Source organism: Prosthecobacter sp. (assembly GCF_044222565.1).
GTDB lineage: Bacteria > Verrucomicrobiota > Verrucomicrobiia > Verrucomicrobiales > Verrucomicrobiaceae > Prosthecobacter.
In genome coordinates this window covers 34,701-48,112 of sequence record NZ_JBGANA010000022.1, presented here as the reverse complement: position 1 = coordinate 48,112, position 13,412 = coordinate 34,701, and the positions used below count along the sequence as shown (strand labels likewise).

Genomic DNA, 13,412 nt, shown 5'->3' with positions numbered 1-13,412 from the left:
ATGCGGAGAGCCTCCCGCTGGCCGCATTCCATGAGCTGAGGAGAACGCCATCTGCGCGCTCATTTCCTCCGCCGGAGATCTGGCAGACGGCGCTGCAGGCGGCCCATGTCCTCGGGCTGGAGGAAGCTCAGGTAGAGCACCATCATCGAGAGGAAAAACAGCACGAGATTGTACGCCATGAGGCTGATGCCTGCATGCAGGAGGATGCCTCCGGCCACACCCCACCAGCGCCAGCGGCGGACTAGAAGGAGCGCGGGGATGGCCAGTTCCAGGAGCAGCACGAGGTAGGTGGCCACTTTCAGGAGGAAGCCATAGTTTAACACCCAGAGGCCGGGCCAGCGGGAGTTATGGGAGAGGAGAAAGTAGCTCAAAAAGTCTCCTCCGACCCAATAGGGGTCCTCCCATCTTGCCAGCACGGCCTGCACATAAATCACCACGAGCTGTGCCCGCATGAGGGTCAGGCCGTAGCTGGGGGCCTGGGGCTGAATGGAATATTTCTTGCGTGCCTTGCGGGAGCGCAGAGACCAGCAGACGGGCATGGGGGAGATGAGAACGAGAAACGAGGTGGAGCGCAGCACCTCGTCCCAGCCCACAAGAATGAGGGTGGCACGCATCGCGTAGGACACATACCAGACATAGACCACGGCGGCCGCGAGCCGGGGCCAGACGCCGAGCATCAGCAGCACCATCGCGAGACCGCTGAACAGCATGTAAACGCTCACCGCCTCCAGATTGGGACACAGGTCAAACGCTGAGACGTAGGCACCCACGGTATATTTCCGCACCACCTCCACATCAATCATTCCGGCATCCGTGAAGAAGGTCGCACGGTCCGGCCAGATCTGCATGAGATTGAGCAGAGACACGAAGGCGAATGCGATGCGCACACAGGCGTAGATGCGCGAGTCCGCGGGAGCGAGGAACAGGCTCTTGAGGCGGGTCAGGAGATCGTCAACACGCGCCGTCATGGGGCCAGAGTGGGGCTGTTTTTTGAAACGAGAGCGCCGAGCTCAAAAGGACCGAGCACGGAGGGTTTCTCCACCGCGATCTCCTTGAGCGTGCGCACACCCAGCAGGCTGCGGGTGTAGGCGGGAATCGCCTCGAGCCGCAGCTGGGAGCGGGGACCGTAGCGGCCCGAGCTGAGCAGGGCTGTGGCGGCATCCTTCATGTAGGCCTCACGAAACACGCCACGGGAGGGATTGAAGATGACATTGACCATCCAGTTGTTGAGCCGCACCTGGTCATGCTGGGAGAATTTCTTCAGTCCAGGCAGCACCATGCCCTCCTCACGCAGCTTGCCTTTGGCATCTGTCACCACCAGGCGTGCCTCCAGACGGTTCATGTTGGGAATGGTTTCAAACATGTTCCAGACCTGGTGGCAGCGTGTGATGCGCTCGTAAAACCGGTGGGCCGGAGAGATGTGAAGGCCGTCGCGCCAAGGCACGGGGAGAGCGCCAAGCCCGAGATAGAGCAGATGCACGGAGGCGAAAATCAGGATGGCCTTTTCGCGGATGGACAATGAAGAAGTGCGCATGAGCGGTGCGGACAAGAAAGAACCCTGATGCGCGTTTCATCAAACGAATAGAGCAGCATTCGCCGAAGCATTTGCGCGGCCGCCCCCGGTTCGTTTAATGTGGGGCATGGAACTGCCCGACGTCATCGAACATTGCCTGAAGCTCCCCGGTGCGGAGGAGACGCAGCCCTTTGGACCCGAGGCGCTGGTGTACAAAGTCGGCGGCAAGATGTTTGCCGTCACCTCACCGGACGATTTTCCCGCAAGCATCAATCTCAAGTGCGACCCCCAGCGTGCCATCGAGCTTCGAGATGAATACAAGGGCATCAAACCCGGTTGGCACATGAACAAGAAGCACTGGAACACCGTGATGCTGGACGGCACCGTGCCGCCAAAGCTGGTGCGGGAGCTGGTGGAGCATTCGTATCAGCTGGTGGTGGATGCGCTGCCGAAGAAGGTACGGGAGGGGCTGGGGAAGTAGCCTTTTTCAGGTAGCTGTTGGATCGATAGGTTCATATTGAATGTTGTGCCAGCAGTCATATATGGAGCTTGGATCGTCGGCTCTTAGTCGCGTAAGTTCACGACAAGTAGACTCTCGATCTGCTTCTGGGCTAATTGCAATCCTAGATTCCAAGCCACCGCCCCTCTTGAAGATACGCCAAATGGGAAGCTCAGAAGCAATCCCCGACTTAAAGTAGGATGACATAAATGATCCAGACCAATCGCAGTCCATGCCCATTGAGCCGCCCGAAAGAGACACCAAGCCCCAAGGGATTCGTGGTCCAAAGCCAAACTCACAATAAACGATGCAGGTGTTTGATGGAATGTGGCTCAGAACAATCCAACAAGGAAAGGTTTGGTCTGTCTCTCCATAATCCCAGTCACGGAGGCTTATGTGAGGCTGAACGAGAAGACTGCGAATGTGAGAGACAACACGAAGATCATTGAGGGACAAAAGCTCTTCCTCGACGAGTGCTCGAATCTTCGCTGGTGTGTAAGCCATATATAATCCGGTGTTCACCCCACCACCAGCTCCACCGGACAATGATCACTCCCATGCACATCCGCACGGATGGTGCATGACTTGATCGCGGGCTTCAGCTTTTCTGAGGCGAGCGCTGGGTCCACCAGGTGTAGCGGCCGGGGCTGGGATCAAACTGGCGGAAGACGTCGAGGAAGCCGGCGTCGAGATGCTTGGTGAAGCTGGCGCGCTCTTCATCGCTGAAGCCGGGGTTCATGCGGTTGGATTTCGGATTGGCGAGATCGATTTCTTGATGCGCGCAGTTGAGGTCGCCGCAGGCGAGCACGGGCTTTTTCTTTTCCAGCTTCTTTAAATGCGCACGGTAGGCGTCGTCCCAGGAAAGGCGGTAGCTGAGGCGGGCGAGTTCGGCCTGGGAATTGGGCGTGTACACATTAACGACGTAGAAGTCCGGGAACTCAACGGTGATGAGGCGGCCCTCGCGGTCGTGTTCGTCAACACCCAAGCCGTGGGTGGAGGTGTGAAAAGGCACGCGGCTGAGAATGAGCGTGCCGGAATAACCCTTTTTCTGCGCGCTGTTCCACACGGCGCTGTAGCCGGGAAACCACGCCAGATCCACCTGCTCCTGCTGGGCCTTGGTTTCCTGCAGGCAGATCACATCGGCATCGCCGCTGAGCATGTATTCGCGGAGGCCTTTGCCGAGGGAGGCACGGATGCCGTTGACGTTCCAGGAGGTGAGTTTCATGAGGGGAGAAATAATGAACTTGGCGGGAAATGGAGTTCGGGAAAGTGAGTAATTGGTGATGTTGCGCATGCGCTGTCCGGTGCTTTGACTCAGACATGAGTTTTGACCTGCTGGCACCGCACTATCGCTGGATGGAGGCGCTGTGCGCCGGCGGTCAGCTGCAGCGCTGCCGCACGGCTTTGCTGGGTGCGATTCATTCGCCGCGGAGTGCCCTGGTGTATGGTGAAGGGAACGGGCGATTTCTGGTAGAACTGCTGCGCCACTTCCCCGAGGTGAGGGTGACGGTGGTGGAGGCGAGCAGGGTCATGATCGATCTCGCACGAGCACGGCTGCTGCGCGAGGGGCTGGATGGCGCGCAGGTGGAGTTTATTCACGCGGATGCGCTGACGTGGCACCCACCTGCGGCAGTGTTTGATCTCATCGTAACCTGCTTTTTCCTCGATTGTTTTCGTGAAGATCAACTGCAGAAACTGATTCCCGTCATTGCCGCTGCGGCGAAAGGCGATGCGCAATGGCTGCTCGCGGATTTTCAAATCGCCCGTGCGGGAGTGTGGCGTGTGTGCAGCAGATTGATCGTGGGATTTTTGTATGGATTCTTTCGTTGGGCGACGGGTCTGTCTGCAACGGAACTGGTGCCTGTGGAGCCTTATTTAAGCGGTGAAAAATTCACACGCTGCGAGCGCCGCGAGTTTCTTTGGGGCCTGTTGTTCTGCGAGTGCTGGAGGCGTTGAGAGAATGCGTCTCATGTGCGACGCATAACTTGATCAGTGGATGCCAATCCACGCGGATCAATGAGGACGATTCCGTGCTTTATCTACGCATGGTCAATAAACCACACTCCCCCAATCGGTGGCTGTTAGCGCTGGGTGTCAGCGCCATGACAGCCGTGTCTTTTTCCACTGCAAGCGCCGCCACACCAGCCCCGGCCAAAGCCCCTGTAGCAGACGTCTTTGACTGGAAGGAGAACACCATCTCCCCAGTGACAAACCCGATCTACTTTGAAGATCCGGTGATCCGTTCCGAGATCCGCCCCATCTTCATCTACCACCGGTTTGACAACAGCTTCGTGACGGGCCGTGGCACCGCGCGTGCAGGAGCCATCCAGTTCCGTTACGCGCTCACAGACCGCCTCGCGTTCATCGCCACGCAGGACGGATATCTGAACATCAACGGCACTGCCGTGAAGGGCAACGGCTGGATGGATCTGGCCGCGGGCTTCAAGTATGCACTGATCAATGATGTGCAGAACCAGTTCATCCTGACACCCGGCTTCACCTTCCAGCTGCCCACCGGTGACAAAAAGATCTTCAATGGCCGCGGCTCAGGCCAGTTCAATCCCTTCGTGTCATTCGCCAAGGGATACGGCGACCTGCACCTGACGGGCAACCTGGGCGTGCTGATCCCGATGCTGAGGGCCGAGCAGAACACCATGGCGCACTACAGCCTGATGGTGGACTACCACGTCAGCGACTGGTTCATCCCCTTCGCCACGGCGAACTTCTGGACCACGCTGAACAACGCCTCCAACATTCCAGGGCTGCGCAGCAACGGCTATGACGTGATCAACTTTGGTGCAGGCAATGCCAGCGGCGTGACGCAGGGCATGCTGGGCATCGGCTTCCGCTCCAACATTCAGAAGAATCTTTCTCTCGGATTTGCCTATGAAATGGCGGTGGTGAAGCCCTACGGCCTCTCCAACAACCGCTTCACCATGGACATGTGCATCCGGTTCTAAGATCCGAAAAAACTGTCAGGTTGAGTTAGAGGTGTCATCAAGACGCACGGGGGCGAAAGTCCCCGTGCGTTTTTGCGTCCGCCCGGAGAATTGGAATTGGTGGTGGAAGGAGAAATGGTCTAAGTTGCCCGAAGGGGTCGCCGTTGCATCATGATCCCCCACCAACCATGACACGCCACCCCCTTTCCCAAGCTGCCGGCGCCTTTGCGCTGCTCCTCGCTCTGAACTCTTGTGGCAAGCAGGAGCAGCCTGCCGCGGTGGCACCGCCAGCAGCCCCCACCCCGGTGGCCGAAAAGCCCGCTGCTCCGGCACCTGCCCCTGCAGCGGCACCTGCCCCTGCAGCGGCACCTGCCCCCTCCGCACCTGCCGCACCCGCAGAGCCGGTGTTTGCCTCCTCGCCTGTGGATATCAACGGCTTTGGCAGCGACGAGCCGGTGCTGCGTGTGGATGAACCGAACCGTGGTGTGATCGTGATCCACCCGAAGGACATCAAGCACACCTCGCAGCAGCACTGGGACCAGTATGACTGCGACACCTTCAATGCCAAACGCTGGGGCAAGTATGAAGTGCGTCTGACCTACACGCTGCGGAATGCCACGCTGGGCACGCAGTTTCGGTTTGCCCAGCAGCCGCTGAAAAAGACGCTGCTGGCCACCAGCCAGCCCAAGCGCGTGGTTTATGGGACGGTGTATGTGGAAAAGCCCGCCGTGTATCCTTTCGCCCTGTTTGCCGCCGCGACTGGGAACGAGCCCGGCTTTGAAATCCAGGAGGTGGCATTTGTGCCCGCACCGGAAGGCCCGGCACCCGTGCAGTCCGCTGATGGCAGCATCGTGCTGGAAGCCAGCAGCGCGACGACGTGGTCAGAAACCATGCGCTACGAACCCAAGGCCGAGAAGAACTGCCTGGGATTCTGGACGAGCGAAGATGACTTTGCCGAATGGGACTTTGAAGTCACCAAGCCAGGCCGCTACAAGGTGACGGTGGTGCATGGCTGCGGTACGGGCAACGAGGGCAGCGAGGTGGCGGTGAAACTCGGCGAGCAGGAGCTCAAGTTTAAAGTCAAAGACACCGGCGGCTTCCAGAAATGGTCCGAGGAAGCCGTGGGAGAGGTGGAGATCAAAGCGCCGGGCAAGATGCGCCTGGTGATCGATCCCGTGTCCAAAGCCAAGAGCGCTGTGCTGGACGTGAACAAGGTGGTGCTCAAGCCCGTGGGCTGAGCCGCGCATGCATGGACGTCGCGAGGCCGATCACCCGAGATCCTGAAACCTGGCTCGATTTTGCGCCGGAGTTTTCACAGACCATGGCGAGGCAGGTGCGCGGATGGATTCAGCGCTGGGAGCCGGATCTGACGGAGGCCGTCAAATGGAACATGCTCTGCTTCAGCGGGCGGAAAAACATCTGCGGCATCAGCGCGTGCAAAAAGCACCTCGGCATCGCTTTCTTCCGCGGCACCGAACTGCGGGAGATCACAGACTTGTTTGAGGGCGGTGAAGAGAACACCAGCATCCTGACGATCCGCGTCACCAAGCTGGAGAAGCTGAATGCGAAGGCCTTTCAGCGCCTGTTGCATGCGGCGGTGGCGCTGGATGCCGATGAGTCTGCCAAGCCGCCACCCGTGAAGAAACGCGCCGAATGGCCCATGCCACCCGCACTGGAGAAAGCGCTGAAGCAGAACAAGGCGGCAGCAGCAGGTTTTTACGCAATGAGCATTTCCTGCCAGCGAGAGTACAAGGTGTGGATCAGCAGCGCGAAGCAGGAGGAGACGATCCAGCGCCGGCTCAAAGAGACGCTGCGTGCGCTGGCCAGCGGCAAGAAATGGGCGCAGCGCAAAGAGGCGTGAGATTTACGGCAGGTATTCCAGGCGGTCGGGGACGCCGTTGTTGTTGCGGTCAAAGGGCAGAGGGTCCTCGAGATCTTTGCGGCCGTCTTCGTCATGATCGTGATCGGGTTGCAGCCAGGAGTCGTCATCGTTGAGCCATTCGCCCTGCCGGCGCAGAGCATGCCAGAGCTGCACGGCGGCATCGGCATGCGTGAGCGGGCGCTGAGCGACGTCCTTGCTCGCGAAGCCGGGGTTTGAGGGGAGCTTCAAGGCGAGGGACCAGCGGTGGAGTGTGGTCCAGTCGGCTTTGTTTTCGGGATTGAAGGTTTTGTCTGTGGTGGTGATGCCCCAGGAGCAGAGGGACTCGATGGCGGCGCGGTCGGCATCGTCCTGGCCGACATCTTCAAAGCGTGGTGTTGCCGAGACTTTCCATTCAGGTGGACTAGCCTTGGCGCGAAGGATTCGAGCGAGGACACGGGCGAGCTCGCGGCGCGTCATGACGTGCTCCGCATCGAAGAAGATTTTATCCGCCTCCACCGGCCACAGGCCCCGCACGGCGAGCATATTGGCCGCTTCGAAATGCACGGAGTCGAGTGGGAGATCCTGCCAGGGAAAGAGCAGCAGGCCGGGGCCGCCGGAACCGCGCACAAGCCTGAGTTGAATCTCGCGCCAGTGTTTTTGCGATGCTGCTGCGGCACGTGGCTGAATGCCATCGCGCAGGCAAAGCCATGCCAGAGTGGCACTGGCCTGACCGACGTGCATCATCTGGCCATGCAGACGCAGCGCACTCTGCACCACGCTGCTAACGCCGATGTTTTTTGAGCAGCCGAGGAGGCCATCCCTCTGCACCGGAACGAGGCCGCGCAGGGGGAACATCGCGCGATCCGTGTCCGTGTGCCAGCCGCGCGAGGGTGTCTGCACATATTGCCAGGGGCCGTTGCGGTCCTCGCTGAGAAAGCGCCGGCGCGTGGGGTGAAAGTCGATGTTGAACTGAAAGCCGAACACGCCATCGGGCACCATGACTTTGGCCCATTTGGGTTCGCGGGATTCAGCACGGATATCCTGCTCGCGCAGCATGTAGAGAGCTTCGAGGCGCAGGCCTTCGCGCACGTAGGGCTTGGGCGGCAGCTGATCTGGCGTGCCAAATTCGGTGGTGAGCTGCAGGTAGCGGAAGCTCTGCGGAAAGTCGCCCACGCGATCATGCACCGCCGTTTGCAGATGATGGAGCATGCCCAGCGTGTGCTGTCTGGCGTCAGCGAAAATGATCTGCCGCTGTGCCGGTGTGAGATCGACGATGTTTTTCCTGGAGGCGCCCGCTGCGGATTTTTCGAGGGCATCGACGACGCGCTGTGGGAGCTGGCAGAGCGGGTAATCCTGCACGGGCCAGTTGAGAAATGTGGCCTCGGTGCCGGGAGCGAGGTTGTTGTGCCAGCGGTCCACGAGGCGTCGGTGGGTGTAAACGCTCCAGCCGGACTGGCTGTAAGGGCCGGTGCTCATGTCGCTGTCCACCCATGGCGGTGTTTTGTCGAGTGCTGCAAAGGAGCGCGGATCGTAGGTCGCGGGTTTGGGAATGGTGCTGTTTTTTCCGGCTTCACGCAGCACCACGCACCAGGAGAGCGGGTTCATTTCCTGCGCTCCTGCGTCGTCGAAGGCCGCAGGAGCGCTGGCTTCGCCGAAGCGGGATTTCAGATCAGGACCCGCGCCGTATTTTGCACCACTGAGGCGAATGACATCTCCCCAGTCGGAGGAGTCGAGGGTGAGTTTGGCGTGGACGGTGAGGGGGGAAGAATGCGATGAAAGGAATGTGACGGCGGTGACTGCGCCTTTTTCAGTGTGGACTGCTTCTGGCTGCCAGCCGCGCTCAATCCGCAACACGCCGGCATCGACGTAGGGCTTGAGGAGGTCTTCGAAGATCCTGGCTGCGGCCGCGGGCTCGATGGTCTCCGTGCCGCAGTAGGAATTGCCGGGAGAGGGAATGCCATAGGTCTGCGAGTTGTGGGCGCGGATGCGGTTGATGACCTCGCTGTAAATGCCGCTGCGGGGGAAATTGACGCGGCGTCCGTTCACGCCGGTCCATTCGTCCGGGCATCCAACACCCTCAGCACTGAACTGACCACCAAGCCAGTCGATGTCGTTGACGAGGACGATGTTTTTCACGCCGAGCCGAGCGGCCTGAACGGCTGCAGCACAGGCGGATTCGTTGCCGCCGACGATGAGGAGGTCGGCTTCGAGGGTTGCGGCGTGAAGGGAGATGCCAACGAAGGCAAAAAAAAGACAGCAGAGACACTTCATGGAAAAGAAGAAAGCCCGACATGCCTTCATTCTTCCAGCCAGTTTTCGAATCAAAGGCCGGGAACTTTGGTGAAATCACGAGAATTGGCAGTCAGAAACAATGCGTCATGTTGCAGGGCAATGGCTGCCATCTTGAGATCCATCGCGCCGACGCGAATGCGCTCCTCGCGTAACGTTTGCAGCCGAAGAGCAGCGCCTGAATCGAAATCTATCAGCCGCCATTGGGAGAAAAAACGCGCCAACGCGGCCAGTTCCGCATAAGCACCGACCTGCTTGATTGGATCGGAGTGGCGGGCGAGCAGAGCCAGCCAGCCACGGTGCTGTTCTTCATAGGCGATGACGGTTGTAGCGATGAAGTCATCTCCGCTCTCCATCAAACGACGTGCGAGCTTGATGGACCGTGGGTGCTGGCGATATTTGAGGGCCGTCAGGTGGTTGGTATCAAGCAAGATCACTTCGCGGCGGTGGCTTCCATCTCAGCAATGTCTCGTTCGGCCTGCTCTTTGCGCCATTGCGCGCCCAGTTCGTCGATTTCCATCATGAGCTCGTCGCCATCGAACATGCCGAGAGTGGTTTGCCACGCGTCACGAGCCGTTGGCGGCGGGATGCCGAAAGGGATCTTGCCGCCGAGGAGGCCGGTCGTCTGTTCGGTCGCTTGCACAGGCAGATTGTAACAGACTGTTCTCAAAAAACAAGCGTAGCTCTCACACCCCCGCCACTCTTACCGTCGCGTAGCTCTTCTTGCCTTTGCGCAGGATGCACAGCTTGCCGCCGAGGAAGTGTTCGGCGGTCAGCACGGGGACTTCGCCGGCGGGGACCTGGACGTTGTTGATGTAGAAGCCGCCGCCTTTCATGAGGCGGCCGGCATCGCCTTTGGACGTGGCGAGGCTGAGGGTGACGAGGAGATCGGCTATCTGCGGAATGGCACTCAGTTCCACGCTGGTGCTCGGGGCGGAGGCGGTGGCTTCGATGAGTGTGTCCACATCTGCGGTGCCAAGATCGGCTCCGCCAAACAGAGCCTGGGAGGCGAGAATGACTTTCTGCAACTCTTCTTCGCCATGCACCATGCGGGTGACTTCGGCGGCGAGGCGTTTGTGGCCGCTGCGTTGTCCAGGATTGGCATTGTGCTCGGCTTCGATGGCTTCGATCTCCTCATGCGAGAGCAGCGTGAACTGGCGAAGGAAGCGAGGTACATCTGGGTCTTCGGAGTTCACCCAGAACTGGTAGAAGGCATAGGGGCTGGTCTTCTTCGCGTCCATCCAGATGGCGCCCGCTTCGGACTTGCCGAATTTTTTGCCGGAACTGGTGGTGATGAGCGGGAAGGTGACCACAAAGGTGCGCTGTTCGGGCTGCTTGCGCTGATCACGCATTTTGCGGACGAGGTCGATGCCGGCGGTCATGTTGCCCCACTGGTCGCTGCCGCCGATCTGCACGGTGCAGCCGTGGCGCTCATTGAGCACCACGAAATCGTAGGCCTGCAGGATCATGTACGTGAACTCGGTGAAGGAGATGCCGCTTTCCAGGCGCGCGCTCACGGATTCCTTGGCGAGCATCCAGGCGATGGTGAAGTTTTTGCCCACGTCGCGCAGCAGTTCCACGGCGCTCATTTTGCAGATCCAGTCCGCGTTGTTTTCGACGATGGTCTGTTCTGGAACGAGGATGCTGCGGATCTGCACTTCGATGCGCTTCACAAATTCCGCGACAGTCTCGGGTGTGTTGAGGGTGCGCTCGTTGGCCTTGCCGCTGGGGTCGCCGATCAAACCGGTGCCGCCGCCGACGATGGCGATGGCCTTGTGCCCATGCTCCTGTACGCGGCGCAGGGCCATGAGGGGGAGAAGGTTGCCGATGTGGAGGCTGTCTGCGGTAGGGTCAAAGCCGCAGTAGAAAGTCTGCTGGGTTTTGAGGGCTTCCTTGAGGGCATCGAGGTCGCTGCACTGCTTGAGCAGGCCGCGCCATTCGAGGTCGGCGATCAGGTCGGACATGGGGGAAATGATGAGGGATGAAGGATGTAGGATGAAATGACGGCGGAGGGTGACGATGTTTTCGACTTCGTCATTCGACACTCGGACTTCGTGAGACGGCCGTCAGGGCGTGGAGCCCGGCTCCCCACGCAGGAGCTGGGAGCCGTTGAACTTCTCGTTGGGCTTGAAGAGCCAGCCGGGGGATTCATTGCGGACTTCCCAGCGGCGCAGTTCAAACTCGGGCAGGACGAGGTTGCTGTTGGGGTCGAAGACCTTGCGCCCGGTGTAGCGGCCCCACATGGTGTATTCGGCGTTGTGGTCGTCACCGTAGGCATAGCCGCCGTCGGTCGGCTGCTCTGGCAGGCGGTAGGGGATCTTCTGGTAGCGCTCGTTCATGATGACGAGCTTGGAGTTTGCCCAGGGTTCGCCCGGGCGGCGGAGGTAGCCCCAGAGATGGGTGTGATTGATGTAGAAGCGGCGGCCGATGTAAAAGTCTCCACGCGGCTCCATGGCGATCTGGCGGTTGCGTGCCTCAACGGCGGCGGCCTGCTGCGGAGAGAGGCCGGTGGTTTCGCAGCCGGTGATGAAGAGGCTGAGAAGGCAGAGGACGATGGAGATATGAGCGCGGCGTGACATGACGGCGGATACTGTGAAGCGTGCGCGAGCCGTCGCAATCAGAAAGGCGGCTGGAAAGGCTCAGCGCCCATACTGCTCGCTTTTCGACGTGTTCCCGGAGCCTCCCGTCTCCTGAATCCAATGCTCCAGGAAAAACATCTTTTTCTCCGGCAGAAGGGTGCTGGCGGTGCCGATGAGCGGCCGGAGGGCGGTGGACATCTGCAGGGTGACGACCAGGAAGATGCCCATCCAAATCGTGAGATAGAGACCTCCGGTCATGCCAAAAGTCCCGGCAGCCGAAACCAGCAGCCGGAAACCGAAAAGCAGCGCGATGATCCAGAAGGCAAGCACCAGGAAGCCCATGAACCCCACGGATTCGGTTGATTGGGAGAAGATCCACACCACGGGAGCAAAACCCAGCAGCAGCAGGGCGGTCAGCGCGATCATGGAAAGCAGCATGCCCGCGATCTGCGGCAGGCGGGCCTCGATGCCGCCGAGGGCGCTGAAGATGTACAGGCTGGGCAGGCAGATGAGCAGGGATGCGAGCACCCCGCCGACGACTTTGACGGGAGAGGCCCAGTATTGGGTGCCGCCGGAGAAGGTGCCTAGCAGGGCGCCGAAAACGGCGAGACCCAGCACCGCAGCCACCAGGAGGATGAGGGGGACCTTGCTGCCGCGCTGTTTGCACTCGTGGAGGATGCGTCCGGGATGTCTGAGAAGCGCCTCAATCACCACCACAAACGAGGCGGGCGCGCCTAGGGGCTGCAGCTCCATTTTGGCGTCGGAGTTATGTGTCGGATTCGGCAATGGCGGTGGCGGGGCCGGGGATGGGGCGGGTGTGGTTTCAAGGTTCATGGCGTGAGGTGGAGCATGGGTTGGAAGGGGGCGTGGAGACGCGGTTGACGGCACGAATGAAAAGCCAGGCGACGAGAGCCATGAGGCCAAAAAGCCGCAGCAGGACCGCCGCCATGCCTTCCGGCAAGCTTGCCTGCGTCATGGTCCAGACGGACTCATAGAAGTTGCCGTGAAACGGGTCCGGCCGCAGGAACTCGACTGCCAGGGCCGGATTGCCAAAGAAGGGGCGCAGGATGTAGGAAAGCTGGGCACCCACGAAAAGGTTTCCCGCCAGCCATGCCACCAAGGTGCGGCGGGCGGCGGCGGCACTGCCCGAAAAGGCCTCGATCAGGCGCAGCAGCTTGTGATTGGCGATGATGCCGGCAAAGGCGATGACGGCGGTGTTGCTCAGCAGGAAGACGCGGTACCAGCCCTCCAGATCCCTCGTTCCGTCCGCAGGACGGTCCAGCGCCATGGCGATGATGATCGGCGCAAGCGAGCCGACGATCAGAGCAAAGAGGGCAAAGCTCATCAGGCAGGCCTGCAGGGTTTGCCGAAAGGACATACCGCTGCCCAGCAAAGAGCCAAACATGCCGTTGATAAGACCATTCACGCCCAGCGTGAGGAAGATGAGCAGCGGCATTTTCACCGCGACAAAGCAGGCCATCAGCGGCGCCCGCCCCAGGCCGATGGCGAAGCCATAGACACCACATCCCGCCAAGATGCCCACGACGAGCGGGAGCATCGCCCGGACGGATTTTTCCTCCAGCCAGCCCACCAGACCGACGGTCTCGCCACGGGCCAATGACAGGAGCCGGGAGGTGAGCATGGTGGGCATTTGGAGAAGCGCGGTGAGGTTCGCGTGTGCATGCACTCTGTGACGCTGTGAGAACACGGTCAAGACGGCGGGCCTCAGTTC

At 60.3% G+C, this 13,412-nt stretch carries 14 protein-coding genes and 1 pseudogene; 5 read left to right on the top strand and 10 right to left on the bottom strand.

What is annotated here, in order from left to right; translation table 11 throughout:
* Nucleotides 1-59: 59 nt before the first annotated feature.
* Entirely contained in the window at nucleotides 60-968 is a 909-nt protein-coding gene (locus ACILSR_RS25510) for a hypothetical protein (protein ID WP_395752637.1), read from the bottom strand.
* Nucleotides 965-1,534, bottom strand: coding sequence for a hypothetical protein (locus ACILSR_RS25505; protein ID WP_395752636.1), 570 nt, complete (start codon nucleotides 1,532-1,534; stop codon nucleotides 965-967). The genes ACILSR_RS25510 and ACILSR_RS25505 overlap by 4 nt, the downstream gene beginning before the upstream one ends.
* A gap of 106 nt (nucleotides 1,535-1,640) precedes the next feature.
* On the opposite strand from ACILSR_RS25505, the gene ACILSR_RS25500 reads away from it, so the two are divergent.
* The gene (locus ACILSR_RS25500) at nucleotides 1,641-1,994 is read left to right on the top strand and encodes an MmcQ/YjbR family DNA-binding protein (protein WP_395752635.1); all 354 of its coding nucleotides are present in this window, start codon (nucleotides 1,641-1,643) and stop codon (nucleotides 1,992-1,994) included.
* Between the two features lie 536 nt (nucleotides 1,995-2,530).
* Here the strand turns inward: ACILSR_RS25500 and ACILSR_RS25495 are convergent.
* Nucleotides 2,531-3,237 (bottom strand): annotated as a pseudogene (locus ACILSR_RS25495) (exodeoxyribonuclease III).
* Between the two features lie 95 nt (nucleotides 3,238-3,332).
* On the opposite strand from ACILSR_RS25495, the gene ACILSR_RS25490 reads away from it, so the two are divergent.
* The 4 genes from ACILSR_RS25490 (at nucleotide 3,333) to ACILSR_RS25475 (ending at nucleotide 6,812) form a co-directional block, all read left to right on the top strand.
* Complete coding sequence (locus ACILSR_RS25490) at nucleotides 3,333-3,968, top strand: class I SAM-dependent methyltransferase (protein ID WP_395752634.1); 636 nt, start codon at nucleotides 3,333-3,335, stop codon at nucleotides 3,966-3,968.
* Between the two features lie 155 nt (nucleotides 3,969-4,123).
* The gene (locus ACILSR_RS25485; protein WP_395752633.1) at nucleotides 4,124-4,972 is read left to right on the top strand and encodes a hypothetical protein; all 849 of its coding nucleotides are present in this window, start codon (nucleotides 4,124-4,126) and stop codon (nucleotides 4,970-4,972) included.
* Between the two features lie 167 nt (nucleotides 4,973-5,139).
* Nucleotides 5,140-6,189, top strand: coding sequence for a DUF5077 domain-containing protein (locus tag ACILSR_RS25480; RefSeq protein WP_395752632.1), 1,050 nt, complete (start codon nucleotides 5,140-5,142; stop codon nucleotides 6,187-6,189).
* Nucleotides 6,190-6,200: 11 nt separating this feature from the next.
* Nucleotides 6,201-6,812 (top strand): DUF1801 domain-containing protein, encoded by a 612-nt coding sequence (locus ACILSR_RS25475; RefSeq protein WP_395752631.1) that lies wholly within the window; start codon nucleotides 6,201-6,203, stop codon nucleotides 6,810-6,812.
* 3 nt (nucleotides 6,813-6,815) lie between these two features.
* Here ACILSR_RS25475 and ACILSR_RS25470 read toward each other — a convergent pair whose 3' ends face one another.
* The 7 genes from ACILSR_RS25470 to ACILSR_RS25440 all read right to left on the bottom strand — a co-directional run bounded on the left by ACILSR_RS25470 (nucleotide 6,816) and on the right by ACILSR_RS25440 (nucleotide 13,322).
* A complete protein-coding gene (locus ACILSR_RS25470) occupies nucleotides 6,816-9,083 on the bottom strand; it encodes an FAD-dependent oxidoreductase (protein ID WP_395752630.1) in 2,268 nt (755 codons plus the stop codon).
* A 50-nt stretch (nucleotides 9,084-9,133) separates the two neighbouring features.
* A complete protein-coding gene (locus ACILSR_RS25465; RefSeq protein WP_395752629.1) occupies nucleotides 9,134-9,538 on the bottom strand; it encodes a type II toxin-antitoxin system VapC family toxin in 405 nt (134 codons plus the stop codon).
* A complete protein-coding gene (locus ACILSR_RS25460; protein ID WP_395752628.1) occupies nucleotides 9,535-9,744 on the bottom strand; it encodes a hypothetical protein in 210 nt (69 codons plus the stop codon). Before ACILSR_RS25460 ends, ACILSR_RS25465 begins: the two co-directional genes overlap by 4 nt.
* Nucleotides 9,745-9,787: 43 nt before the next feature.
* A complete protein-coding gene (gene tyrS, locus ACILSR_RS25455; RefSeq protein WP_395752627.1) occupies nucleotides 9,788-11,065 on the bottom strand; it encodes a tyrosine--tRNA ligase in 1,278 nt (425 codons plus the stop codon).
* Nucleotides 11,066-11,167: 102 nt separating this feature from the next.
* On the bottom strand, nucleotides 11,168-11,680 hold the full coding sequence (locus tag ACILSR_RS25450; RefSeq protein ID WP_395752626.1) for a hypothetical protein: 513 nt from the start codon (nucleotides 11,678-11,680) through the stop codon (nucleotides 11,168-11,170).
* A gap of 60 nt (nucleotides 11,681-11,740) precedes the next feature.
* Nucleotides 11,741-12,514, bottom strand: a complete 774-nt coding sequence (locus tag ACILSR_RS25445; protein ID WP_395752625.1) for a hypothetical protein — start codon at nucleotides 12,512-12,514, stop codon at nucleotides 11,741-11,743.
* Entirely contained in the window at nucleotides 12,504-13,322 is an 819-nt protein-coding gene (locus ACILSR_RS25440) for a hypothetical protein (protein ID WP_395752624.1), read from the bottom strand. The genes ACILSR_RS25445 and ACILSR_RS25440 overlap by 11 nt, the downstream gene beginning before the upstream one ends.
* Nucleotides 13,323-13,412: the final 90 nt, after the last annotated feature.

Coding starts and splice junctions, on each gene's coding strand:
- ACILSR_RS25440 (WP_395752624.1), bottom strand. CDS start 13,322: ATGCTCACCTCCCGGCTCCTGTCATTGGCCCGTGGCGAGACCGTCGGT.
- ACILSR_RS25445 (WP_395752625.1), bottom strand. CDS start 12,514: ATGAACCTTGAAACCACACCCGCCCCATCCCCGGCCCCGCCACCGCCA.
- ACILSR_RS25480 (WP_395752632.1), top strand. CDS start 5,140: ATGACACGCCACCCCCTTTCCCAAGCTGCCGGCGCCTTTGCGCTGCTC.
- ACILSR_RS25475 (WP_395752631.1), top strand. CDS start 6,201: ATGGACGTCGCGAGGCCGATCACCCGAGATCCTGAAACCTGGCTCGAT.
- ACILSR_RS25505 (WP_395752636.1), bottom strand. CDS start 1,534: ATGCGCACTTCTTCATTGTCCATCCGCGAAAAGGCCATCCTGATTTTC.
- tyrS (WP_395752627.1), bottom strand. CDS start 11,065: ATGTCCGACCTGATCGCCGACCTCGAATGGCGCGGCCTGCTCAAGCAG.
- ACILSR_RS25500 (WP_395752635.1), top strand. CDS start 1,641: ATGGAACTGCCCGACGTCATCGAACATTGCCTGAAGCTCCCCGGTGCG.
- ACILSR_RS25490 (WP_395752634.1), top strand. CDS start 3,333: ATGAGTTTTGACCTGCTGGCACCGCACTATCGCTGGATGGAGGCGCTG.
- ACILSR_RS25450 (WP_395752626.1), bottom strand. CDS start 11,680: ATGTCACGCCGCGCTCATATCTCCATCGTCCTCTGCCTTCTCAGCCTC.
- ACILSR_RS25510 (WP_395752637.1), bottom strand. CDS start 968: ATGACGGCGCGTGTTGACGATCTCCTGACCCGCCTCAAGAGCCTGTTC.
- ACILSR_RS25470 (WP_395752630.1), bottom strand. CDS start 9,083: ATGAAGTGTCTCTGCTGTCTTTTTTTTGCCTTCGTTGGCATCTCCCTT.